21 protein-coding genes are annotated in these 23,874 nt (G+C 69.0%); 15 read left to right on the top strand and 6 right to left on the bottom strand.

Features of this window, described 5'->3' with window-relative positions:
• Positions 1-66 precede the first annotated feature (66 nt).
• From VF106_RS04220 to VF106_RS04190, 7 genes are all read left to right on the top strand, one after another.
• Complete coding sequence (locus VF106_RS04220) at positions 67-1,020, top strand: Ppx/GppA phosphatase family protein (protein WP_330838246.1); 954 nt, start codon at positions 67-69, stop codon at positions 1,018-1,020.
• Between the two features lie 211 nt (positions 1,021-1,231).
• Entirely contained in the window at positions 1,232-2,893 is a 1,662-nt protein-coding gene (locus VF106_RS04215; RefSeq protein ID WP_330838204.1) for a peptide ABC transporter substrate-binding protein, read from the top strand.
• A gap of 67 nt (positions 2,894-2,960) precedes the next feature.
• The gene (locus tag VF106_RS04210) at positions 2,961-3,887 is read left to right on the top strand and encodes an ABC transporter permease (RefSeq protein ID WP_330838203.1); all 927 of its coding nucleotides are present in this window, start codon (positions 2,961-2,963) and stop codon (positions 3,885-3,887) included.
• On the top strand, positions 3,880-4,830 hold the full coding sequence (locus VF106_RS04205) for an ABC transporter permease (protein ID WP_330838202.1): 951 nt from the start codon (positions 3,880-3,882) through the stop codon (positions 4,828-4,830). Before VF106_RS04210 ends, VF106_RS04205 begins: the two co-directional genes overlap by 8 nt.
• 2 nt (positions 4,831-4,832) lie before the next feature.
• Positions 4,833-5,843: an ABC transporter ATP-binding protein gene (locus VF106_RS04200; RefSeq protein ID WP_414638848.1), complete on the top strand. Its 1,011-nt coding sequence runs from the start codon at positions 4,833-4,835 to the stop codon at positions 5,841-5,843.
• Positions 5,836-6,858: an ABC transporter ATP-binding protein gene (locus VF106_RS04195; RefSeq protein WP_330838201.1), complete on the top strand. Its 1,023-nt coding sequence runs from the start codon at positions 5,836-5,838 to the stop codon at positions 6,856-6,858. Before VF106_RS04200 ends, VF106_RS04195 begins: the two co-directional genes overlap by 8 nt.
• Positions 6,859-6,928: 70 nt before the next feature.
• A complete protein-coding gene (locus tag VF106_RS04190; RefSeq protein WP_330838244.1) occupies positions 6,929-8,611 on the top strand; it encodes a S8 family serine peptidase in 1,683 nt (560 codons plus the stop codon).
• A 57-nt stretch (positions 8,612-8,668) separates the two neighbouring features.
• Here VF106_RS04190 and VF106_RS04185 read toward each other — a convergent pair whose 3' ends face one another.
• Positions 8,669-9,487, bottom strand: coding sequence for an inositol monophosphatase family protein (locus tag VF106_RS04185; protein ID WP_330838200.1), 819 nt, complete (start codon positions 9,485-9,487; stop codon positions 8,669-8,671).
• 80 nt (positions 9,488-9,567) lie between these two features.
• Positions 9,568-11,016, bottom strand: coding sequence for a hypothetical protein (locus VF106_RS04180; protein ID WP_330838199.1), 1,449 nt, complete (start codon positions 11,014-11,016; stop codon positions 9,568-9,570).
• Position 11,017: 1 nt separating this feature from the next.
• Here VF106_RS04180 and VF106_RS04175 point away from each other — a divergent pair, with 1 nt between their 5' ends.
• Positions 11,018-11,302 carry a hypothetical protein gene (locus VF106_RS04175; RefSeq protein ID WP_330838198.1) on the top strand — a complete coding sequence of 95 codons (285 nt, stop codon included), beginning with the start codon at positions 11,018-11,020 and terminating at the stop codon, positions 11,300-11,302.
• A gap of 51 nt (positions 11,303-11,353) precedes the next feature.
• Here the strand turns inward: VF106_RS04175 and VF106_RS04170 are convergent, their stop codons facing one another.
• The 4 genes from VF106_RS04170 to VF106_RS04155 all read right to left on the bottom strand — a co-directional run bounded on the left by VF106_RS04170 (position 11,354) and on the right by VF106_RS04155 (position 18,079).
• Positions 11,354-13,105 (bottom strand): hypothetical protein, encoded by a 1,752-nt coding sequence (locus tag VF106_RS04170; RefSeq protein ID WP_330838197.1) that lies wholly within the window; start codon positions 13,103-13,105, stop codon positions 11,354-11,356.
• 119 nt (positions 13,106-13,224) lie between these two features.
• Entirely contained in the window at positions 13,225-14,862 is a 1,638-nt protein-coding gene (locus VF106_RS04165) for a hypothetical protein (protein WP_330838196.1), read from the bottom strand.
• 20 nt (positions 14,863-14,882) lie between these two features.
• Entirely contained in the window at positions 14,883-16,541 is a 1,659-nt protein-coding gene (locus VF106_RS04160) for a COG1470 family protein (protein WP_330838195.1), read from the bottom strand.
• A gap of 74 nt (positions 16,542-16,615) precedes the next feature.
• Positions 16,616-18,079, bottom strand: a complete 1,464-nt coding sequence (locus VF106_RS04155; RefSeq protein ID WP_330838194.1) for a S10 family peptidase — start codon at positions 18,077-18,079, stop codon at positions 16,616-16,618.
• 35 nt (positions 18,080-18,114) lie between these two features.
• On the opposite strand from VF106_RS04155, the gene VF106_RS04150 reads away from it, so the two are divergent.
• The 7 genes from VF106_RS04150 to VF106_RS04120 all read left to right on the top strand — a co-directional run bounded on the left by VF106_RS04150 (position 18,115) and on the right by VF106_RS04120 (position 23,829).
• Positions 18,115-18,810: a uracil-DNA glycosylase gene (locus VF106_RS04150; RefSeq protein WP_330838193.1), complete on the top strand. Its 696-nt coding sequence runs from the start codon at positions 18,115-18,117 to the stop codon at positions 18,808-18,810.
• Between the two features lie 506 nt (positions 18,811-19,316).
• Positions 19,317-19,814 (top strand): HAD domain-containing protein, encoded by a 498-nt coding sequence (locus tag VF106_RS04145; protein WP_330838192.1) that lies wholly within the window; start codon positions 19,317-19,319, stop codon positions 19,812-19,814.
• A 56-nt stretch (positions 19,815-19,870) separates the two neighbouring features.
• On the top strand, positions 19,871-20,524 hold the full coding sequence (locus VF106_RS04140; RefSeq protein ID WP_330838191.1) for a DUF4129 domain-containing protein: 654 nt from the start codon (positions 19,871-19,873) through the stop codon (positions 20,522-20,524).
• Positions 20,521-20,973 carry a hypothetical protein gene (locus VF106_RS04135; RefSeq protein WP_330838190.1) on the top strand — a complete coding sequence of 151 codons (453 nt, stop codon included), beginning with the start codon at positions 20,521-20,523 and terminating at the stop codon, positions 20,971-20,973. Before VF106_RS04140 ends, VF106_RS04135 begins: the two co-directional genes overlap by 4 nt.
• The gene (locus VF106_RS04130; RefSeq protein ID WP_330838189.1) at positions 20,970-21,935 is read left to right on the top strand and encodes an AAA family ATPase; all 966 of its coding nucleotides are present in this window, start codon (positions 20,970-20,972) and stop codon (positions 21,933-21,935) included. The genes VF106_RS04135 and VF106_RS04130 overlap by 4 nt, the downstream gene beginning before the upstream one ends.
• On the top strand, positions 21,932-23,278 hold the full coding sequence (locus VF106_RS04125; protein ID WP_330838188.1) for a DUF58 domain-containing protein: 1,347 nt from the start codon (positions 21,932-21,934) through the stop codon (positions 23,276-23,278). Before VF106_RS04130 ends, VF106_RS04125 begins: the two co-directional genes overlap by 4 nt.
• Positions 23,275-23,829 carry a hypothetical protein gene (locus tag VF106_RS04120; protein ID WP_330838187.1) on the top strand — a complete coding sequence of 185 codons (555 nt, stop codon included), beginning with the start codon at positions 23,275-23,277 and terminating at the stop codon, positions 23,827-23,829. Before VF106_RS04125 ends, VF106_RS04120 begins: the two co-directional genes overlap by 4 nt.
• Positions 23,830-23,874 lie beyond the last annotated feature (45 nt).

Genomic DNA, 23,874 nt, shown 5'->3' with positions numbered 1-23,874 from the left:
AGACTCACCGAGGCGGAGCCGAGGTGCTGGCGGGAAGTCGCCATGGCGTTCGCCTACGCTGACGGCATGGCACGCGTTGCGGCGATCGACTGCGGTACCAACTCCATCCGTCTGCTGGTCGCGGACCTCACCGAACGTGAGGACGGCACGGCGAGCCTGCGGGACGTGCACCGCGAGATGCGGATCGTCCGGCTCGGCGAAGGGGTCGACGCGACGAAGCGGCTGTCCGTCGCGGCGCTCAAGCGCACCAGGGACGCGCTCGCCGACTACACGATGATCTGCCGCCGCAAGGGGGCGGAGCGGGTGCGCATGGTCGCCACCTCCGCCACGCGCGACGCCACCAACCGGGACGAGTTCTTCTCCATGACCCGCGAGCTTCTCGGAGTGGAGGCCGAGGTGATCTCCGGGGACGAGGAGGCCCGCCTGTCCTTCACCGGCGCGGTCGGGGACCTCGAACCGGAGGACGGCCCGTTCGTCGTCTCGGACATCGGCGGTGGGTCGACCGAGCTGGTGGTCGGGACGTGGGACGGCAAGCGGGCCGAGGTGACCGGTGCGCTGTCGGTCGACATCGGCTGTGTGCGGATCACCGAGCGTTGCCTGCCCAGCGATCCGCCGACCGCCGAGGAGATCGCGCAGGCACACGCGTTCGCCGCCGAGACGCTCCAGCCGGCGTTCGACGCCGTGCCGGTCGCGGACGCCCGCACCTGGGTCGGGGTCGCGGGGACCATCACCACGATCTCCGCTGTGGCACAAGAACTTCCGGCGTATGACTCCGAACGCACGCACCTGTCCCGCCTTTCGCGTGCCGAGATCACCCGAACGGCCCAGCGGCTTCTGGCTGCCAGTAAGGAGGAGCGGGCCGCGAACCCGACGATTCATCCCGGCCGGGTGGACGTCATCGCCGGCGGTGCGCTGATCACCGAGGTTCTGTCGGAAAAGCTCTGGCAGACAGCGGGAATCGGCGAGCTGCTGGTCTCCGAGCACGACATCCTCGATGGGATCGCGCTTTCCTTGCGCTAACCCGTACTCCTCCCGCGATTAGTCCTTGCGGTGCAACGGGGCCCGGTTTGGCCTGTTCGCCCAAGATTGTGATTCCTTTGTGACGCCTGTGCGCCTGGGCGGGTGTGGTTAAGCCCGTTAGCGTCCCCCCATTCCGAAGAGCACGGGCGTGCTTGGGGATCAGGACGCGGACGGCGGAGCGCCGAGGGTGTCAGACTGGGAGGAGTACCTGATGCGTAAACCGCGCTGGGTGACGGCCGGAGTGATTCCGCTCGCGGTCGCACTCGCCATCTCTAGCTGCAGCAGCGGTGACGAGGGGGGTGGCGGCGAGGAGCAGAGCGGCGGCGGTGATCCGGCGAAGAACGAGTCGGTCGAGATCAACGTGTTCGGCACGGAGCCGGCTCGCCCGCTCGTGCCGGGTGACACGGCGGAGACCGGCGGCGGCAAGATCGTCGACGCGTTGTTCACCGGCTTGATGGAGTACGACCCGGTCTCGGGTGAGCCGGGCCTCGCCCACGCCGAGTCCTTCGAGTTGAGCGCGCCGGACGAGTACACGGTGAAGCTGAAGAAGGGCTGGAAGTTCCACGACGGCACCGAGGTCAAGGCCGACAACTACATCAAGGCCTGGAACTACACGGCCTACAGCCCCAACGCGCAGCAGCACGCGAGCTTCTTCGCGCAGATCGAGGGTTTCGACCAGGTCAACACGCCGGACCCGGACGGCCCGGACGGCCCGGAGCAGCCCGCGACGCCCGCGGCCACCGAGATGTCCGGCCTGACCAAGGTCGACGACTACCAGTTCAAGATCAAGTTCACGGCGCCGCACGCGATCTTCAAGGTGAAGACCGGCTACGCGGCCTACATGCCGATGCCCGACTCGTTCTTCGCCGACGCCGAGGCGTGGAAGGCGAACCCGGTCGGCAACGGCTCGTTCAAGTACGTCTCGCGGGTGCCTGACCAGGAACTGAAGATCGAGCGGTTCGACGACTACCAGGGCGACGACAAGCCGAAGATCAAGAAGGTGAAGTTCGTCTTCACCGACTCCGACGCCGCCTACGCCGACATCAAGGGCAACCAGCTCGACTTCCTCGACACCGCGCCGCCGCAGGCCATCGCCGGCAACGTGTGGCAGGACGACCTGCCCGGCCGTGCCAAGGCCTACCCGGTGATGGCGATCCAGGGGATCGCGTTCCCGATCTACCACACCAAGTACGGCAACGTCGACTTCCGGCACGCGGTCTCGATGGCTATCGACCGCGAGAAGATCACGAAGACGATCTACGAGGGCAACCGCCAGCCGCTCACCGGCTACGGCATGGACCTCGTGCCGGGCTTCGAGCCAGGCGCCTGTGGCGAGTACTGCGAGTACAACCCCGAGGAAGCGAAGAAGTTGTTCGCCAAGTCGGGTTGGTCCGGCCCCATCGAGATCACCAGCAACGCCGACGGTGGCCACAAGGAGTGGATCGAGGCCGTGTGTGGCTCGATCTCCGAGGCGCTCGACGTCGAGTGCCTCTTCGAGCCGGTGCAGCAGTTCAGCCAGGCGCGGCAGGCGATCGAGGCGCGGGAGCTGGACACGCTCTACCGCTCCGGCTGGCTCGCCGACTACCCGCTGATCGAGAACTTCCTGAACCCGCTGTACCGCACCGGCGGCTCCTCGAACGACAACGGCTACTCCAACCCCGAGGTCGACGCGAAGCTGGCCGCCGCGGACCAGGCGGAGACCGAGGACGAGGCCTACAAGCTCTACCACGAGGCCGAGGAGATGATCGCCGAGGACATGCCGGTCATCCCGTTGTGGAACACCCCGTCCATCGCCTGCTGGTCGGAGCGTCTCACCAACGTGCGGCTGACCCCGAAGCGTGAGCTGGACCTCTCCTTCGTCGAGGTCAAGTAACCGCTGGCAGACAGGGCCGGCTCTCCTTTCGCGAGAGCCGGCCCCTCGGGGGTTCTAGGGAGACTCCATGGGGCGCTACGTTCTCCGCCGCCTGTTACAGCTCATACCCGTCTTCATCGGGACCACGTTCCTCATCTTCTTCCTGGTGTGGGCGGTGCCTGGCGACCCGTTCACGGGCATGTGTGGCGAGCGGCCGTGCCCGCCGCAGTTCGTGGCGGCGATGACCGACAAGTACAACCTCAACGACAACGTCGTCGTGCAGTACCTGAAGTACATGGGCGCGTTGCTCACCGGCGACTTCGGGCAGACCTACGCCGAGCAGGAGATCAGTGAGCTGATCGGGAACGCGGCACCCGTCTCGCTGCGGCTCGCGGTCGTCGCGGTGGCCATCGAGGCCGTCATCGGTGTCACCGCGGGCATCCTCACCGGCCTGCGGGGCCGGGGATTCGTGGACAACCTGGTGTTGGTGTCGACGCTGTTCCTGATCGCGATCCCCACGTTCGTCATCGGGTTCGTGATCCAGATCGTGCTCGGCTTCGAGCTGGAGATCCTCACCCCGACCGTGTCGTCCGAGGCGACGTGGGGTGAGCTGATCATCCCGGGGTTCGTGCTCGGCAGCCTGTCCATGGCGTACGTGTCGCGGCTGACCAGGACGTCGATCGCGGAGAACCTGCGTGCCGACTACATGCGCACCGCGCTGGCCAAGGGCCAGCCGAAACGGCGGATCGTCGGTGTCCACCTGCTGCGCAACTCAGCGATCCCGGTGATCACCTTCCTCGGCACGGACATCGGCAACCTGATGGCCGGCGCGATCGTCACCGAGGGCATCTTCGGCATCCACGGCATCGGCCGGCTCGTGTACGACGGGATCCTCGAGAAGCAGGGTGCCATCGTGACTGGCGTGGTCGTGCTACTGGTGCTGGTGTTCCTGCTGGTCAACCTGTTCATCGACCTGATGTACGCCGTCATCGACCCGAGGATCCGTTATGACTGACCCGAGTACCGGTGTCACCGGGACGGATGCGGCCGCCTACGTGACCGCGCCCGAGCACCAGGAGTCCGGGCCGGGCAAGCCACGCAGCCTCGGGGCCGACGCGTGGCGTGACCTGCGGCGCCGGCCGATGTTCCTCGTCGCCGGCGGGATCGTCGTGCTGCTGGTCGTCATCGCGATCTTCCCGAGCTGGTTCACCTCGGCGGACCCGAACCACAAGGACCTGGACTTCTTCCGGCAGCCGCCGTCCGGCGACGCGTGGTTCGGCTACGACGGGCAGGGCCGGGACGTGTACGCCCGCGTCATCTACGGCACGCGATGGACGTTGCTGGTAGGAATCGCGGCGAGCGTGCTCACCGTGCTGCTCGGCGGCATCCTCGGCATCCTCGCCGGGTTCTTCGGTCGCTGGGTGGACGCGCTGATGTCCCGCATCGGCGAGATCTTCTTCGGCCTGCCGTTCGTGCTCGGCGCGATCGTGATCCTCAACCTGGTCCGCAACGCGGAGATCCGCGGCGCGCTGCCGATCGTGTTCGCGGTGGTGGCCTCCATCGCGGTGCTGCAGTGGCCGGTGGCCATGCGGATCATGCGGTCCGCGGCGATCACGGCGAAGCAGCAGGACTACGTGAAGGCGGCACGCGCGCTCGGTGCCAGCTCCTCGCGGATCATCTTCAAGCACATGCTGCCGAACTGCCTCGCGCCGGTCCTCGTGTACGGCACCATCGCGCTCGGCGCGTTCATCAGCGCGGAGGCCACGCTGTCGTTCCTCGGCATCGGTCTGCGTGACCCCGCGGTGTCGTGGGGCGTGATGATGTCCGACTCCAAGACCTACCTGCGCGTCGCACCGCACATGCTGCTGTTCCCCGCCGGCTTCCTGGCGGTGACCGTCCTGGCGTTCGTGATGCTGGGTGACGCGATCCGCGAAGCTCTCGACCCGAAGCTGAGGTGATCATGCTCGACGAGCCAGGCGCGCTGACGGACGCGCCGCTGCTGGAGGTCGAGGACCTGTTCGTGGAGTTCCGCACGCGGGACGGCGTGGCGAAGGTGCTCAACGGGGTCAGCTACCACGTGGCCGCCGGCGAGACGCTGGCCGTGCTCGGCGAGTCCGGCTCCGGCAAGAGCGTCACCGCGCAGGCGATCATGGGCATCCTCGACATGCCACCGGCGCATCTCACCGGCGGCGAGATCCGCTACCACGGCGAGGACCTACTGGTCGCGAGCGAGGAGCGGCGCAACGAGGTCCGCGCCGAGGGCATCGCGATGATCTTCCAGGACGCGCTGTCCGCACTGAACCCGGTCTACACGGTCGGTTTCCAGATCGAGGAGCAGCTGCGGGTGCGGCTCGGCATGTCCCGCAAGGACGCCCGCGCCCGTGCGGTCGAGCTGCTTGACCTGGTGCGGATCCCCAACGCGGCACGGCGGGTGCGGCAGTACCCGCACGAGTTCTCCGGTGGCATGCGGCAGCGCGCGATGATCGCGATGTCGCTGGCGCTGGATCCCGAGGTGCTGATCGCCGACGAGCCGACCACCGCGCTGGACGTCACCGTGCAGGCGCAGATCATGGACCTGCTGAAGGAGATCCAGGTCGAGCGGAAGATGGGGCTGATCCTCATCACGCACGACCTCGGGGTGGTGGCGGAGGTCGCGGACCGGATCGCGGTGATGTACGCGGGCCGGATCGTGGAACACGCGGACGCGGTGTCGCTGTACCGCAACCCGGGCCACCCGTACACGGCCGCGCTGCTGGAGTCGCTGCCCAGGCTGGACCAGAAGGGCGCGACGCTCAACACGATCAAGGGCCTACCGCCGAGCCTGCTCGCCATTCCGCCCGGCTGCCCGTTCCATCCGCGCTGTTTCATGGCGCAGGACAAATGCTCGACCGACGCGCCAGGGGATCACGGTCTTGGTTTCGGGCGGACGTCCAAGTGCCATTTCGCCGAGGAGCTGGTCAGCCGTGTCTGAGCGGAGCGAAACATCGGGTGCTGAGCCGATCCTCGAGGTTCGTGACCTGGTCAAGCACTTCCCGGTCCGGGTCGGGGTGATGTTCAAGCACACGGTCGGGCACGTGCGGGCCGTCGACGGCGTCTCGTTCGAGCTCAACAAGGGCGAGACGCTCGGTGTGGTCGGCGAGTCCGGCTGTGGCAAGTCCACGCTCGCGCAGGTGCTCATGCGGCTCGAACCGCCGACCGCCGGCAGCGCGCTGTTCCAGGGACGGGACATCTTCGCCATGCGGGGCGCCGAGCTGCGCAAGCTGCGGCGCAGCATCCAGATCGTGCTGCAGGACCCGTACACGTCGCTCAACCCGAGGATGACCGTCGGCGACATCGTGGGGGAGCCGTTCGAGATTCACCCGGAAGTGGCGCCGAAAGGTTCCCGTGCCGGTAAGGTCCGGGAGCTCCTGGACGTCGTCGGGCTCAACCCGGAGCACATCAACCGGTACCCGCACCAGTTCTCCGGCGGGCAGCGGCAACGCATCGGCATCGCCCGCGCGCTGGCACTGCGGCCGGACGTGATCATCTGCGACGAGCCGGTGTCCGCCCTCGACGTGTCGATCCAGGCGCAGGTGATGAACCTGTTGGGGGACTTGCAGTCCGAGTTCGGACTGTCCTATGTGTTCATCGCGCACGACCTGTCCGTGGTGCGGCACCTCTCGGACCGGGTCGCGGTCATGTACCTCGGCAAGATCGTGGAGATCGGCACCGAGGAGGAGATCTACAACCACCCCACCCACCCCTACACGCAGGCGCTGCTCTCCGCGGTGCCGGTGGCCGATCCGACCGTGCGCGGGCAGCGACAGGTCATCCGCCTCGAGGGTGACGTGCCGAGCCCGGTCGATCCGCCATCCGGGTGTCGGTTCCGCACCCGGTGTTGGAAAGCGCAGGAGATCTGTGCCCAGGAGGTGCCGGAACTGGTTCCGCGTGAGGGTGGTCACCCGAGCGCATGTCACTTCGCTGAGGAAAGATCTGTCGTGCCCTGAACCAACCGCGAGGAGGAAGTGCGTGAAACGGAAGTTGTTGCTGGCGTCGTTGTTGTCACTGCCGGTGGCCATGGCCGCGTCCGTGATGTCGCTGCCTGTCGCCACCGCCGCCGCCCAGCCCGAGCTGTCCGGTAGCACCGTCGAGTACAGCGTGCTGGCCAGGGACGGGGTGCGGGTCGACTCCGTCACGAGGGTGGTGCGGGCCGCCGGCGGCACGGTGAGAAGTGCCAACGCGGTGGCCGGCCTGCTGACCGTGACGGCACCGGAGAACGGCTTCGCCGAGCGGCTCGCGAGCGTGCCGGACGTGCTGTACACGAGCCGGACCGTCCCCATCGGACACGCGCCGACCACCAGGGCGCTGGCCGACGAGAACGCCGTGGAGAAGGAGAACCGCACGGGCGTGGCCGGGCAGGGCCAGAAGCGGGCCGCGCCGGTCGGCATGGACCCGCTGGACGGCCAGCTGTGGGGCCTGACGTCGGTCCGCTCCGACCTTTCGCGCACGGTGCAGGCCGGTGACCGGCGGGTGAAGGTCGGCGTGCTCGACACCGGTGTCGACGGCTCGCACCCGGACATCGCACCGAACTTCGACCGGGTGCTGTCCCGCAACTTCACCCACGACATCCCGGTCGACGAGAACGGCAACACCGTCGACGGCCCGTGCGAGTTCCGCGGTTGCGTCGACCCGGCGAACTGGGACGACGGCGGTCACGGCACACACGTGGCCGGCACGATCGCCGCGGCGGCCAACGGCCTCGGCGTCTCCGGCGTGGCCCCGCGGGTGTCCATTGTGAACATCCGCGGCGGCCAGGACTCCGGCTCGTTCTTCCTACAGCCGGTCGTGGACGCGATCACCTACTCCGGCGACGCTGGCCTGGACGTGGTGAACATGTCGTTCTTCGTCGACCCGTGGCTGTACAACTGCCAGGCCAACCCGGCGGACTCGCCCGAGCAGCAGGCACAGCAGCGCACCATCACCACCGCGATGACGCGCGCGCTGAACTACGCGCACCGCAAGGGCGTCACCCAGGTCGTGTCGCTCGGCAACCAGCACGAGGACAACGGCGACCCGCACGACGACCTGAGCAGCCCGAACTTCCCGGTGGGCACCACGCACCCGCGTGACATCGACAACGCGAGCTGCCTGGTCCTGCCGATCGAGGGCCCGAACACGATCGGTGTCTCGGCGTACGGCCCGTCCGGCGCGAAGGCGGACTACTCCAGCTACGGCCTGGAGCAGATCTCGGTGTCCGCACCGGGCGGCTTCTTCCGGGACTACTTCGGCACCCCGCTGTTCCGGACGAACGAGAACATGATCCTCTCGACGTACCCGAAGAACGTCGGCATCGCCGAGGGCACGATCGACCCGGCCACCGGCGAGATCACGCCGGACGGCGTGGCACTGGGCGTGCAGAAGGCGTGCCGTGGCACGGTGTGCGGCTACTACCAGTTCCTGCAGGGCACGTCGATGGCCGCCCCGCACGCGACCGGCGTCGCGGCGCTGATCGTGTCGGAGTACGGCCGGTACACCGGACGTGGCGTGTCGATGGACCCGGACGACGTGCAGACGGTGCTGGAGAACACGGCGTTCGCGAAGCCGTGCCCCACTCCTCGCACGGTCGACTACCTGGACGAGGGCCGCGACGACTCGTACACGGCGACCTGCGCGGGCACCACGGAGTTCAACGGCTTCTACGGCAACGGCAACGTGGACGCCTGGGCCGCGGTGACCAACGGTGAGCAGTATCTGAACTAGGTTTCGGTCGTCACGGGGCCGGGTGCTCGCGCGCCCGGCCCCGCGGCGTGTCTCGGGTCAGCTGAGGGCTCGCCAGTCCCGGGCCGTGGGGAGGCCGGCCACCAGCGCGAGGAACTCGTCGTGCAGGTGGTTGTTCGTGGCGAGGACGGTGCCGTCGCCGGTCAGTACGGGGTTGCCGGCGAGGTCGGTGACGCGTCCACCGGCTTCACCCACGATGACGGGGAGCGGGGCGAGGTCCTCGTAGCCCATCGGAAAGCCGGCGATGACGTATGCGTCGATCTGGCCGGTGACCAGTCCGACGTCGTCGCCGCTCGTGCTGAGGAAGACGCGGCGGTGGAGGGCGAGCAGCAGCTCTTCTGGCCATGTGCCGGGGTTGCCCATGCCGGTCCTGGCGCCGCCGAACCTGGTGCGGTCACTCACCCGGATGGGTGTGGCATCCGTGCCGGTGGATCGCCAACACCCGCGTCCGCGCGCCGCGAAGATCGTCTGCTGTGCGATCGGCTCCCGGATGACGCCGATGGCGGGGCCGTGCTCGTCCTCGAAGGCGAGCCGGGTGTTGAAAATGGGGATCCGGCGGGCGAAGTAGTAGGTGCCGTCAATGGGGTCGATCACCCAGCGACGACCCGAGGTGCCGGCCGTCGTGCCGGCCTCCTCGCCGTAGACCTCGTCACCGGGCATCTGTCGGGCCAACTCGCCGCGGATCAGCTCCTCGACGGCGAGATCGGACTCGGTGACCTCGGTCCCGTCCGGCTTGACCGAGCTGTGGGCGTCGCCGGCGAAGAACCGGTCGGCTGCCAGCGAGCCGGCCCGGCACGCGAGGTCGACGGCGAAGTCGAGCAGATCCTGGTCGACCGGCGGACCTTCGAGAGTGCTCATGGGTGGTGGACGTACCGCTCGTGCTCGTGGTTGCCCCGAGGGCCGGTGGCGGCCAACACCGGCCCTCCACTATGGACAGATCAACTGGCCTTGCGTCGGCGAGTCACCAGCACCGCCCCGATTCCCGCCATCAGCGCGAGCAGCCCGGCGACACCCGGCACGATGATGCTCGCTCCGGTGTACGCCAGCCCCGGCTTGGTGCTGCCCTGCGGGCCGGGTGGAGTGGCGCCCGGTCCACCGCCGCCGCCACCGCACGTCGGTGGCTGCTTCAGGAAGTCGTTGTCGGCCTCGGCCGGGAAGGCCACATAGCCGATGAAGTTCTCCCTGCCCGCGATCACGGTCACCGGTTTGTCGTTGTTGCCCTTGAAGATCCACCGCGGTGTCGGGGGTAGCACGTAGGCGATGTACTCCCCGACCGGCACCTCGCCAAGGGTGAACCTGCCGTTCGCGTCGGTCGTCGCCTCCGCGATGATCGGGCACTTGCCGTCCGCGCCGGTCAGCACCACGCGGAAACCGGCGCCGGACAGGTCGGGTCCCACGCTCACCGCACCTTTCACGACGGCGGACTTGCCCGGCACGGTGGCCTTGTCGCCGGCTCGCGGGTTGTCGAGGTCCCCGGTCAGCTCCGCGTAGGCGAAGACGCAGTCGACCGACACGTAACCGAAGTTCTCGGCCTGTGCCGGCATGGACTCGGTGACGGTGAGGACCTTCGTCGACTTCGCCGCCACGGCCACACCGCCGCCGGCCAGGTCGCCCCAGCCAGCGCCGGTGCCCGTGAGGCCCGGCCAGTCGCTGCTGTGGAAGCAGTCCGCGATGACCTCGCTCACCGGTGTGTTGCCGTTGTTCGTCAGCGTCACGCGGACGGTCGGCGCCTCGGTCGGCTTGTACGTGTCCTTGGTGAAGACCATTTCCACGTCGAGGTCGGTCAGCGTCGGGCGTGCCTCGAACACCAGGTTGTCCACACCGGACGCCGGCACGGTCACCTCCTGCGGTGTCACCAGGAAGTCACCCGAGGTGCCTCGGACGATGTACTTCCCGGGAACCAGCTCGACCGAGAAGGCGCCACCCGCGCCCGCCGTGGTCGTCGGCTCGTACTGCAGGTCGACCTTGCTCTCCCACGACAGCGTGGCGCGTACGCCTTCTCCCCGGTCCTGCTCGCCGTTGCCGTTGCGGTCGTAGAACACGGTTCCGGCGGCGGTCGCGAGTTTCTTCGTCACCGGCACGGTGAAGGTGGACTCCGTTGGTCCGCCAGGACCGGCCAGCGAGATGATCAGTGTGCCGGCCGTGGCGTTCGGGTTGATCACGGTGCCCGTCAGCACGTTGGTGACGGTCGCGCCGGCGGCGATGGTGAACTCCGCGTACTCCTTGAACGTGGTCGTGGCCGTCACGTAGACCGAGTTCGGGTTCGATGCCCGCCGGTCGAAGGACACCGACACTCTCATGTCGTCGGCGCTGGTGTTCTTGAGCGCCAGGCCGATCGTCATGTCCTCTCCGGTGCCGTAGGACGCCTTGTCGAACGCGGCGGTCACCGTGACGTCCTTCGTCGTCGACTTCGGCGCCGGTGGTTCGTCGGACCCCGGCGGTGGCGAGGTCTCCGACGACGGCGGTGTCGACGGTTCGGACGGCTCGGATGGTTCCGACGGCTGGGTGGGTGCCGAGGACTCCGTCGACGGCGGTGTCGACGGAGTGTCCGTCGGGTCTGCACTCGCGAGTGCTGTGGTCGTGACCAGACCGAGTATCGCGGCGACTATTGCCAACCCCAGTCTGGACACGCGTCTGTTCGAGGAACGCACGGCTATCACCTCGGTCGCGTGACAGTGTCTCCCGAGGTGCACGCCCAAACCGTGCGTCCGGTTGCCTGGTCGGTCAGTTTTCATCAGCTGGCTTGCGCCTGCGGGTCGCGACCACCGCGCCGGTGCCCACGAGCAGTGCCAGTCCACCGACGATCGCCGGTGCGGCGATGCTCGCCCCGGTGTACGCCAGAGCCGGTTTTGGCGCGGGTCGGGCCTGCGCCACCGGGGCCGGGTTGGCCGGTGCCGGTGTGCCGGACGGGCAGTTCGGCAGCGTCGGCGGTACCGCGGTGCCCTGCTCCACCTCGAGGTACAGGGACGCCGTCCCGTGGCCGATCACCTGCATGCTGGTCGGGTTCTCATAGGTGACCCGCCAACCGGTGGGCGTGAACAGGTACACGTCGTAGATGCCGACCGGCACCAGCTTGAACGCGAACCTGCCCGCCGCGTCGGACACCGTCTCCGCGACCGGGCAGGCGCCGTCCTGGAGCACCAGCACGACCCGCACGCCGGCGATGCCGGTGCCCTCGGCACGGATGGAGCCCTCGACGTCACCACGTTGGCCCGGCACCAGGGCCCGGTCGAAGTCGCTGGGGTTGCTCAGCTCGTCGACGCCTTCGTAGCCGAAGTCGCACAGGACGAACACGTCGCCGTACTCGTAGGCGAACTCCGGCATCGGCTCGGTCACCTCGAGGACCGTGGTCGAGTGTGGAGCGAGGGTCAGTCCGTCGTCGGCAAGGGCGCCCCAGCCGGGGCCGGTGCCTGCCAACTCGTGGCTGGAGCCGCCGCGGTTGCAGTTCGCGACGATCCCGTGCAGTGTCCGGTCACCGCTGTTGACCAGCGTCACCCGAACCACGGGCGCCTCGTCCCTGGCGTACGTCTCCTTGGTGAACTCCATGTCCACGGTCAGCCCGGAGAGTGGTCCGACGGCGCGGAGCAGCAGATCGTCCATGCCCGACTCGTCGATGGTGAGCTGCTGGTAACCGACCCGCAGCCCGTCCGGCCCGGTGCCGCTCATGCTGTACCGCCCCGTTGGCAGGTTCAGGGAGAAGCCGCCGGTCGCGTTGGTCGTGGTGGTCAGCGTCGGGCCGTGCTGCCACCAGCTCACCCAGGTCAGGGTGATTCCGCCCTGTCCCTCGCCGGCGTCGAACCTGCCGTTGTCGTTCCGGTCGGTGTACACGGTGCCCGCCACGCGTCCGGTCGTCTGCTCGATCGGCGTGGCGAAGGAGAACGCCCGGGTCTGCCCGTTGGGGGCGGACACCCAACCGTGCAGCTTCGCGCTCGTGATGTTCGCGTTGCCCGTGGCGCCGGTGATCGTGTGGGTTCGCTCCGCGCCGGCGGCGAGGGTGAACAGGTTCCCGCCATCGAACGGGTTCGGGTAGTCCACCAGGATCGCGTCCGCCCCGAACGGGACGAAGTCCACGCGGACGTCCACCGGGTCAGCGCCGGCGTTCCGGACCGTCACCTTGATCGTCATCTGCTCGCCGGTGTCGTACGACGGCTTGTCGAACACGGTCGTCATCTGTACGTCCAGAATGGACGCCACGGCCGGTTCTTCCTTTGCCGGGCCGGGTTCCGGCTCCTCGGTCGGCGTCAGTGTAGGGTCCGATGTGGACGGTTGGGTGGACGGCTCGGTGGGTTCGGTCGTCGCCGGTTCCGTCGACTCCTCGGTCGGCTCGGCGGTTGGTGTGGTCTCTGTTGTCTCGACCGGCGGCGAGGTGGTCTCGGTCGGGTCGGCGACGGCCGCCGCCGTGGCCACGCCGAGACCGAGCACGGCGGCGGTCAACGCCAAACCCAGTCTGGCCAACGGGTTGCGTGAGGAAGGCACAGCGATCACCCCAGGGGAAAGGGAGCGGTCGGAACCCCCGCGACCGCCAGCGACACTATTCGCGCGAGCGTAACTCCGTCAGCGCGCGACCCGTCTTCTCGCGACAGAACGCTGGACGATCAGTTCGTCCCGCGCCGGCGGGAAACGAGCACCAGTCCGGTGCCGGCGAGCAGGGCCAGCAGTCCGGCGACGCCCGGGTTGAGGATGCTCGCGCCGGTGTTGGCCAGTGCGGGGACGCGCCCGCCCTGCGGTGCGGGTCTGGTCGTGGTGACCGGCGTCTTCGGTGTCGTCGTGGTGGTTGGCGTGGCCGTCGTGGGACCGCCGGCGCCGGACTCGCAGGTCGGCAGCTTCGGGGCCGGCGCGTCGCCCGGCACCACCGTGGGGAGCACCATGGCCTCGTCGTTGCCCAACACGTAGAGCTGGGTCGGATTGTCGAACTGCACCTGATAACCCGGGGGCGGGAACAGGTACATCTGGTAGAGGCCCGCCGGCACCTGCCCGAACGTGAAGGAGCCGTCCGCGCCGGTCGTGGTCTCGGCGACGATCCCACAGACCGCCCCCGGCATGCGTTCGAGGTCGGGCACCAGCACGAGCCGGACACCGCCGACGCCGACCTCCTCGTGGGCGACGGTGCCGCCGAGGCTTCCCTGTAGCCCGGGCACCGCGGCGCGGTCGAAGCTGTACGGGTTGTGCGAGGACTCGACTTCCGGGAAGCGGAACTCGCAGTAGACGGTCACGACACCGTAGGCCTGTGCGCGGCGCGGCATGGGCTCGGTGACCTCGAGAACCATGGTCGAGTGCGGTTCGAGGTTCACGCCGTCCTGTGCCAGGTCGCCCCACCCCTCGCTCGTGCCGTTGAGGCTCCCGCTGCTGCCTTCCCGGTTGCAGGTCGCGACGATCCCGGCCAGGAGCAGGTCGCCGGTGTTGGTCAGGGTCACCCGCACCACCGGGTCCTCGTCGGGTGCGTAGCTGTCCTTCGTGAACTCCACCTTCGGGATCAGCCCGTGCAGCGGCGCCGCGCCCCGGAACAGCAGATCGTCCACACCGGACTCGGTGATGACGACGCGTTCCCAGCCGACCTGCAGCCCACCCAGCCCCTCACCGGACACGCCGTACGGCCCGGTCGGGATGTTCTCCAGCAGGAACATGCCGTTCTTGTCCGTCGTCACGGTCAGGGAGGTCTCGTAGTGCAGCTGGTTGGTCCAGCTCAGCGTGACGCCCCGCTGTCCCTCGCCATCGTCGGGCTTCCCGTTCCGGTTCTTGTCGTAGTACACGAGGCCCGAGGCGTGCCCGAGTGTCGGGACGATCGGCACGGTGAAGGTGAACTGCTGTGTCGTGCCCGACTCCTCGGACAGCCAGCCGTAGAGCGTCGCGGTCGTGACGTTCGGGTCGCCCATCGCACCGACGATCGTGTGGGTGACGCTCACGCCGGGCTCGAACGTGACGGGGTTGTTCTGCTCGAAGGGGTTCTCGGGATTGACCGTGACCGAGCCCGGTCCGAAGGTGAAGAAGTTCGTCCGCGCGGTGACCGGTTCCGTGCCGTTGTTCGTGACGGTCACGGTGATCGTCATGTCCTCACCAGTGTCGTAGGACGGCTTGTCGAACGTGGCGGTCATCTCGAGGTCGTACACGGTCGACCGCGTGCCCGGTGGCTCGGTCGTCTCCGTCGGGTCCGCGACGGCACCGGTCGCGGTCGTGGCGAGACCGAGGACGGCCGTCGCGAGTAACAGGCCGAGTCTGGCCAAGGGACCACGCACGAGACATCACCCCAGTGAAATCAGTTCGTTCTGCGTCGGCGGGACGTGACCACGAGTCCGGTGCCGGCGAGCAGGGCCAGCAGTCCGGTGACGCCCGGGGTGAGGATGCTCGCGCCGGTGTTGGCCAGCGCTGGGACGCGCCCGCCCTGCGGGGCCGGCCTGGTCGTGGTGACCGGTGTCCTCGGTGTGGTCGTGGTGGCTTGGGTTGGTCCGCCTGTGCCGGACACGCACGCGGGCAGTTCCGGCGCCCGGGCCTCGCCCGGCACCACCACGATGCCCATGCGGTTGTCCCCGTCGCCGTACACGTCGGTTCCCCACGGGTTGCCGTGCTCCGCCCGAAAGCCCGGGGGCGGGAATATGTAGATCAGGTAGATGCCGACGGGCACCTGCTGGAACGTGAATGTGCCGTCCGCGGCGGTCGTGGTCTCGGCGACGATCGCGCACGTCGCCGGCATGTATTCCAGGTCCGGCACCATGACGAGCCGGACTCCGCCGACTCCTGGCCCGGAGTAGTCGTTGGTCACGGTGCCGCTGAGGCGTCCCTGTACTCCGGGCACCGCGGCCCGGTCGAAGCTGTACGGGTTGTGCGAGGACTCGACCTCCGGATAACGGAACTCGCAGCCGACGGTGACGAGCCCGAGAGCGGGGGAGAAGGGCGGCATGGGTTCGGTGACCTCGAAGGTCACCGTCGAGTGCGGCGGGATATCCACCCCGTCCCGCAGGGCGCCCCAGCCGTCGCCCGTGCCGTTGAGGCTGGTGGGCATGGCCGCCCGGTTGCAGGTCGCGACGATCCCGGTCAGCTTCACGTCGCTCGTGTTGGTCAGCGTCACCCGCACCACGGGGGACTCGTCTGCCGCGTAGCTGTCCTTTGTGAACTCCAGCTTCGGGGTCAGCCCGTAGACCGGTGCGGTGCCACGGAGCGCCAGATCGTCCACACCGGACTTGCCGACGTCCACCGCGGTGTAGCCGACCTGCAACCCGCCAAGGCCCGTGCCGCCCACGCCGTAGGCCCCGGTCGGGAGGTCGTCCAACCGGAACACACCGTTCGCGTCCGTCGTCACCGGGCGGTTGTAGCTGTTGTGCCATATGAGGGTCCAGGTCAGCATGACGTCACGCTGTCCCTCACCCTCGTCGAACTGCTTGTTGCGGTTCTTGTCGTAGTACACGACACCCGCCGCGTGCGTGACCGTCCGCTCGATCGGCACGGTGAACAGATATGGCTGTGTCGCGCCGGTCTCGTCGGTCAGCCATCCGTAGAGCGTGCCGGTCGTGATGTCCGGGTTGGGCATCTGGCCCGTCAGCGTGTGGGTGACGGTCTCACCGGCCTCGAGGACGAACCGCTCCCCGTTCACGAAGGGGCCCTCGGCGTCGATCCGGATGAGGTCCGGCATCTGGCGGAAGAAGCTCGCGCGGGTGTTCACGGCGCCGGTGCCGTTGTTCGTGACGGTCACCGTGATGACCATCTTCTCGCCGGTGTCGTAGGACGGCTTGTCGAACGTGGCGGTCATGGCGAGGTCGTAGACGGTGGACTTCGTGCTGGGCCCTTCGGCGGGAGCCTCCGTCGGCGTCTCTGTTGTCTCTACCGTCTCGGGCGTTTCCGTCGGGTCCGCGGCGGCCCCGGTCGTGGTGGTGACGAGACCGAGGACCGCCGCGGCGAGTAACAGGCCGAATCTGGCCAACGGACCACGAAAAGAACGCACGAAACATCACCCCAGTGAAAAAGTTGGGTGATTATAACTCGTTCAGTCCATTGTCAACGGTTGGCGGCCGAGCGGATGAACTCCGCGATGTCCTTCGACTGCTGGACCCTCGACGGCTCGTGCGCGTACATCATGTGTCCGGCCTCGTAGTACGCGATCTCGATGTTCTCCCGCAGGTCAGCCGGCAGCTGGAGGCGCGCGAGCACGTGCTCGGTCGCGTAGTACGGCGTCGCGCCGTCGAGGTAGCCGGACGCTACGTGCACCTTCAGGTGCGGGTTGGCCCGCATCGCGGTGGCGAGCTTGTCGACGACCGTCACGTGCTTGTTCTCGAACTCCTTGTACGACCACGCCTCGTGGGTGGAGAGGCTCAGCACCTCGTAGGGCAGGTCGTTCGGGTACTCCAGCTCGGCACGCACGTAGTGGTTGAGCGCCGCGGTGTACGCGCCGGTGAGCGCGGTGAACGACGGGTCGTCCTCCCAGTGCTCGCGGCCGTAGTCGGGGTCCCATCCGGTGAACCGGCCGTCCAGCCGCCCGACGACCTGGCGGCGGTGTCGCAGCAGTTCGGTGTAGAAGCGGACGTGCTCGACCCGCATGTCGACCCGGTCGAGGTAGTCCTCGGACAGGCCGGTCAGCGACGCGAGCTTCGTGATGGTCGCCGCCCGGTCCTCGGCGGACAGGCGGTGCCCCTGCGACAGTGCCCACGGGTAGTCGCGGGCGGCGAACTCCTCCGCCTCGGACAGCAGCTCGGCGAGCGGACGGTCACCGAGCAGCCCGTGGTAGTGCGCGATGGCCGCGTAGGTGGGGAGGAACGTCGAGTACGGCAGGTCGTTGCCCTTGGTGAAGTCGAGCGAGGCGAAGTCGAGGACCGCCGAGATCAGGATGAGACCGTTGAGGTACATGCCGTGGCGTTGCTGCAGGTGGTGCGCGAGCCCGCCGGCGCGGGTCGTGCCGTAGGACTCGCCGGCGAGGAACTTCGGCGACAGCCAGCGGCCGTTGCGCGTGGTCCACAGCCGGATGACCTCGCCGATCGAGTCGAGGTCGGCCTGGAACCCGTGGTAGTCGGCGGGCTTCTCGTTCTTCACGGCCCGCGAGTAGCCCGTGCCGACGGGGTCGATGAACACGAGGTCGCTGTGCGCGAGCAGCGACTCGGGGTTGTCGACCAGCCCGTAGGGCGGCGGCGCGAGGTCCCCGGCGTCGCCGGACACGACCCTGCGTGGGCCGAACAACCCGAGGTGGAGCCACACGCTGGAGGAGCCGGGCCCACCGTTGAACGCGAACGTGACGGGTCGCTGGGTCGGGTCGGCGTCGTCGAGCGTGTACGCGGTGAGGAAGACCTCGGCCTTGGGCAGGTGCCCGTCGAACTTGCCGTCGGTGAACACCTCCTGCCGCAGCACGAGCCGGCCGGTGGTGGCGGTGTAGTTGAGCTTGCGGCGCTTGACGGTGAGCGTGTGCGAGGTGGTGACGAGGTCGTCGGTGGGGTCAGGTGGGTTGCGACTCTCTTCTTCGCTGTCTGCCATGCGCCGCAGATTACGGCTTTGGCAAGCTGGGTCGGGTGACCGACCTGGCAGAACTCGATCAACAGGTGACGACCTGCCGCCGCTGCCCACGCCTGGTCGCCTGGCGCGAGCAGGTGGCCCAGGTCAAACGCGCCGCGTTCGCGGACTGGGACTACTGGGGCCGCCCGGTACCGGGCTTCGGCCCGGCCGACGCGTCCATCGCGATCGTCGGCCTGGCCCCGGCGGCCCACGGCGCGAACCGCACCGGCCGCATGTTCACGGGCGACCGCTCCGGCGACGTCCTGTACGCGGCCCTACACGCGGTTGGCCTCGCCTCCCAGCCGACAGCCGTCTCGAAGGACGACGGCCTGGAGCTGTACGGCGTGCGGATCACGGCCCCGGTCAAGTGCGCCCCACCGGAGAACAAACCAACCCCGACCGAACGGGACAACTGCCGCCCCTGGCTCGCCGCCGAACTGGCCCTACTGGCACCGACGCTCCGCGTGATCGTCGTGCTCGGCGCGTTCGGCTGGCAGGCCCTGCTACCGGTACTCGCGGCCGCCGGCTGGCACATCCCCGTACCCCGCCCGAAGTTCGGCCACGGCGCGACCGTCCCGTTGAGCGGCCCAGCCCCACTGACACTGCTGGGCTGCTACCACGTGAGCCAACAGAACACGTTCACCGGCAAACTGACCCCAGCGATGCTGGAAACCGTCCTGACAGAGGCGAAGAAGGTCGCCGGCCTCGAGTGAGCGCATTCGCGAGAAAAATGTGGCCCCTGAAGGGGCCACCCTGCCGGCCATGATCGGCGTCGTATGTGTTTAGAGTACGCAACCACAGACGGTACTCAGGAGAACGCAGAGTAAACAATGCCGTCAGAGTTCGGTGCTTCACGACGATCGTGGCTGGTGAGCCCGAGGCGGCTCGTCGGCAGGAGACCTACCTGGCCGCGCTGACCGCCTTGCGGCCTGAGGTCGAGGTGGTGCGTGGGAGGTTAGTTATGGGGATCCAACAGTCTTGGTAACCACGGATACTGAATTGACTCCGGCCGTTCACGCCACGGCCGAACTAGCGCCCACGAGACCAAATTACCTAGCTTGTCCGCCTGGCCGTCAACCTCCCCAACTCCGTCTGTCGGCCAATGTCACCTCCTTTCTGATCAACAGAGATCACCTCCGGGATTCCTTGTTGCCTGACGAAGTGGCCGGCAGGGAGGGCCGTGCCTACCGCCGCCCCGACAAGTGGTGTTGACGCGGGCATGAGGGCACTGCTGCTGCTCGACATCGACGGGGTACTCAACCCGTGGGCCGCGCGGACGTGCCCGCCGGGCTATGTCGCGCACCACTTCAGGCGTGGGTGGTGGGGGCAGCGCAGGCAAGCGTGGCTGCGGCCCGAACACGGTCCCGCGTTGCGGGGGCTCGCCGAGCGGACGGGTGCTGAACTCGTGTGGGCCAGCAGTTGGGCGCACGACGCCAACATCACGGTCGGCGCCGTGCTCGGGCTTCCGCCGTTGCCAGTGATCGAGTTCGCCGGTCCGCATGCCGACACCGGGCCGGCGTGGAAGTACCGGGCGGTGGCGCGGTTCGCCTACGGGCGGCCGCTGGCCTGGCTCGACGACGACTTCGACCTGCGCGCCGGGGCGAAGGAGGAGTTTCTCGCGCGCCGGGACGTGCCGACGCTGCTCGTGCCGATCGACCCCGCGGTCGGCGTGACCGACGCCGATTTGGCCTCGGTGGAGCGGTGGCTGCCGCGGTAGGTCTCGATCCGGACAACATCTCGCGGGGTGGTCACCGGTCAGGCATGCTTTCCCGGATGAGGGGATCCCGGCCGGCGTTGTTGCTCGCTGCCGCCGCAGTGCTCCTGCTGGTCGTCGTCGCGGCGCGGGGGCAGTCGGCGGTGCCCAGCCACCTGAACGACGTGCAGATCGACTACGGCCTGCCGCCGGCCAAGGCCAGTGATCCCGGCAACCCCAACAACGGTCTGCAGTACGTCGTGGACGACCCCGTGACGTTCGGGGCGATCGTCGCCTGGGTCGCGGGCGGTCTCTTCGTGCTCGCGTTGGTGCTGTCCGTGCTCGCCGCCCTGCGTGCCCGCAAACGGAACCGCGTCGGTGTCGGGGATGTCATCGACCCTGTCGAGGGCACGATCGACACCGTGCTTCGCTTGCGTCTCAAGGAAGCCGCCGAGCAGGCGCGGGAGACACTCGCCCGGCCGGAAGGCGAACCGGGCGACGCCGTCATCCGTGCCTGGGTGACCCTCGAGCATGCCGGCGAGCACACCCGCGCACCGCACCAGACCGCCACCGAGTTCACGATCTCCTTGCTGGCGAAGGAAACCGCCGACGAGGAGGCCGTGCGGCAACTGCGCACGCTCTACCACCGCGCCCGTTTCGGCCACCGCAGCGACGAGCGCGACGCGGCCGCCGCACGGGACGCCCTCGACCGCATCCTGGCGACGATCCGATGACCTTCCTTCGTGCCTTGATCCTCGCCGCCGTCGTCGCCGTGCTCACCGGCGTCGTCGCGGTCGTCGCGGTGAACGTGCCCGTGCACTGGGCCGTGCTCATGGCGTTGCCCGCGGGGTCAGTCACGCTCGCCGGTGGTCTGCTCTCCGGCAACTTCGACGCCGACTGGACCGCCGAGCCGGAGCCGCCCACCGCGAGCGTCACCCTGCACGCGACGTTTCTGACCGAACGCCTCGAACGTTCCGTCATCGACCAGTACCGTTTCACCTCGCGTGTCCAGCCGCGCCTGCGCCGTATCGCAACGGCCGCGCTCCGGGGGGACCTGAACACGCCGGGGGCCAAGGAAAAGCTCGGCCCCGAGCTGCATCACCTGCTCACCGCGCCCGACGCCCAGCTGCCGAACCCGAAAACGTTCGCCACGCTGATGCGACGCCTGGAGGACCTTTGTTGACCACCGACATCCGTGCCGAGGCCACCGCCGTGTTGGCGACCGTCGGCGAAGTCGTCGTCGGCCGGGACCGGACGCTGCGGCTCGCGCTCGCCGCGGTGCTCGCCGGCGGGCACGTGCTGTTCGAGGACGTGCCCGGCCTCGGCAAGACGCTGATGGCCCGCAGCCTCGCCCAGGCACTCGGCCTCGAGTTCCGCCGCATCCAGTGCACGCCCGACCTGCAGCCGGCCGACATCACCGGTTCGTTCGTCTACGACCCGACCGAGCGGGACTTCGACTTCCGCCAGGGCCCGGTGTTCACCGGGCTGCTGCTCGCCGACGAGATCAACCGCACGCCGCCGAAGACGCAGGCCGCGCTGCTGGAAGCCATGCAGGAGCGGCAGGTCACCGTCGAGGGCCGCACGTTCTCCCTGCCGCGGCCGTTCCACGTGCTCGCCACCGCCAACCCCATCGAGTACGAGGGCACCTACCCGCTGCCGGAGGCCCAGCTCGACCGTTTCCTGCTGCGGCTGGACGTCGGCTACCCGCCCGCCGAGGAGGAGGTCGAGGTGCTGCGCCGCCGCATCGCCCGGCAGCGGGAGGAAACCGTGCTCGCCCCGGTCATCGACGCCACCCGCCTCGCCGAGCTGCAGGCCACGCTCGAACGCGTCGACGTGGACGAGGATGTGCTGCGGTACTGCGTCGACCTCGCGGCCGCCACCCGCGCGCACCGCGCGGTCGAGGTCGGCGCCTCACCACGCGGCTCCCAGGCGCTGCTGCTGGTGGCCAGGGCCCTCGCCGTGCTCGACGGCCGCGAGTACGTGCTGCCGGAGGACGTGAAGGACTGCGCGGTCTCCGCCCTCGCGCACCGGCTCACCATGCGTGCCGAGACGTGGACCTCGGGCGTGACCGGCATACAGGTGGTGACCGAGCTGCTCGACCAGGTTCCGGGGCCGGCCAGCGCACCGGTCACCACCCGACCATGAACCGCGCCCGCGAGTGGTTCAAGGCCCGGCGTGCCGCGCGGACCGAGGGTTGGCGGCGGACCGACGCGCTGGTCCGGGCCGTCGTGTGTGGCCTCGGCCTGGTGACCGTCGGGATGCTCTTCCACCGGTTGGAGCTGGTGCTGGTCGGCTTGCCGCTGGTCATCGGCCTCCTGCTGACGCCAGCACCGGTCGGCACGCCGACCGTGGTGTCCAGGCCGCATCCCGACACCGTCGACGCCGCCGTCGACGCCACGGTCGCGGTGACCGTCGCGCCGGGGGAGGGCGCCGCGTTCACGGCACTGCGCATGCCGATGCCCGCCACACCGGGCACCGGCCCGGTCCACCTGCTCCCGGCCGTCGAGGGCGAGGTGCGTACGAAGGCCGTGTGGCAGGCGTGGGGCCACAGCATCTACCTGCGGCCGGACTACCTGTTCGCCGGCCAGGACGGGCTGTACATGTTCGGCCCGGTCGTCGGCGTCGCCGCCCACCACACCGTTCTGCCGCCGGTCGACCCGATCCCACCCGGCCCGCTGCCGCCTCGCGCGGCCGGTCTGGTCGGCGCGCACCGCTCCGCCCGGCCCGGTGACGGCATGGAGCTGCGTGACATCCGGCCGTTCCGGTCCGGCGACCGCCTGCGACGCGTGGACTGGCGGGTGTCACTGCGAGCCGCGGCGGCCAGCGACGGCACCCTCGCCCCCGGCACGCTGCACGTCCGCGAACGGCACGCCGAAGCCGACGCCGACATCGTCGTGGCACTGGACACCCGCCTGGACGTGGACCGGTCGGTGGAGCAGTGGAACGCTCGGACAGTGGGTGCGGACACGCGCCCCGGCGGCAGCCTGGACCTGGGCGTACGGGCGGCAAGCTCGCTGTCGGCCATGTTCCTTCGGCAGGGCGACCGGGTCGGCCTCATCGACCTCGGCCACCCGCGCGGCGGCGTCCCGGTTGGCTCGGGCCGCCGGCACCTGCAGCGGATCCGCCACCAACTGGTCCACACCGCCCGGCGCGTCGCGGGCAGCGGCGACCCGATCCTGAACCAGGCCCAGGTCCCGAAGGGCGCGACAGTGATGGTGCTGTCCCCGTTCCTCGACGACGAACTGGTGGGGCTGGTCACCCGCCTCACCCGCCGAGGTGGCCTCGTGGTGGCGATCGACCTGCTGCCGGCGGAACTCACCCCGGACCGGACCACCCCGTGGGGACCGGCCGTGGTGTCGATCCTCCGCGCGGAGCACGAGGTGCGGATCCGAGCGCTGGAGGAACACGGCGTGGTGGTGCTCAAGTGGGAAAGCGGCCCCCCGGTCGGCGCACTACTGCGCGCGGTGAGAAGGAGGCGCCGATCGTGAGCGCGGCGCGGGAGACCCCGGACGCCCTGAAGGGCACCCTCAGGACATCGGCGTTGCTCGTCGGGCGGGGGATGCCCGCCGTCGTCCTGCGGGTCGTGATCCTTCTGGTCGGGGCCGTGATCGTGCTCGTGCCGTGGCGGGAAGGGGCGGGGGTCGGCACGTTGGTCGTGTTGTTGCCCGCCGTGATCGCGTCCGTGTACGCGCCCGCCTCGCCGGCGCCGGCAGGGGTCGTCGTGTCGGCCGCCGTGCTCGTCACGCTTTCCGGCGGTGACCCCCTGCGGGCCGAGGTGCTCATGCTCGTCCCGCTCGTCCACCTGTTCCACATCACCTGCGGGCTCGCCGGCGTCGTGCCGGTCAGCGGGCGGGTGCACCTCAGTGCCCTTCGGGCGCCGGTGCTGCGGTTCGTGTCCGTTCAGGCCGTCATGGCGGTCCTCATAGGACTGGCCGCTGTGCTGCCCACCACACGCACACACCCGCTGGTGGAGGCACTCGGACTAGCCGGGCTCGCGGGTGTGGCGGTGCTGGTCATCTGGTTGCAGCGTGTGAAATGAGTGTTAGGTAACACCTGGGGCGGGGTGGCGGGCGTTGTCAAGACC

It is taken from the genome of Actinophytocola sp. (genome assembly GCF_036378875.1).
Taxonomy (GTDB): domain Bacteria; phylum Actinomycetota; class Actinomycetes; order Mycobacteriales; family Pseudonocardiaceae; genus Actinophytocola.
The sequence above is the reverse complement of the archived record's forward strand: the minus strand, read 5'-3'. Positions and strand labels throughout refer to the sequence as shown.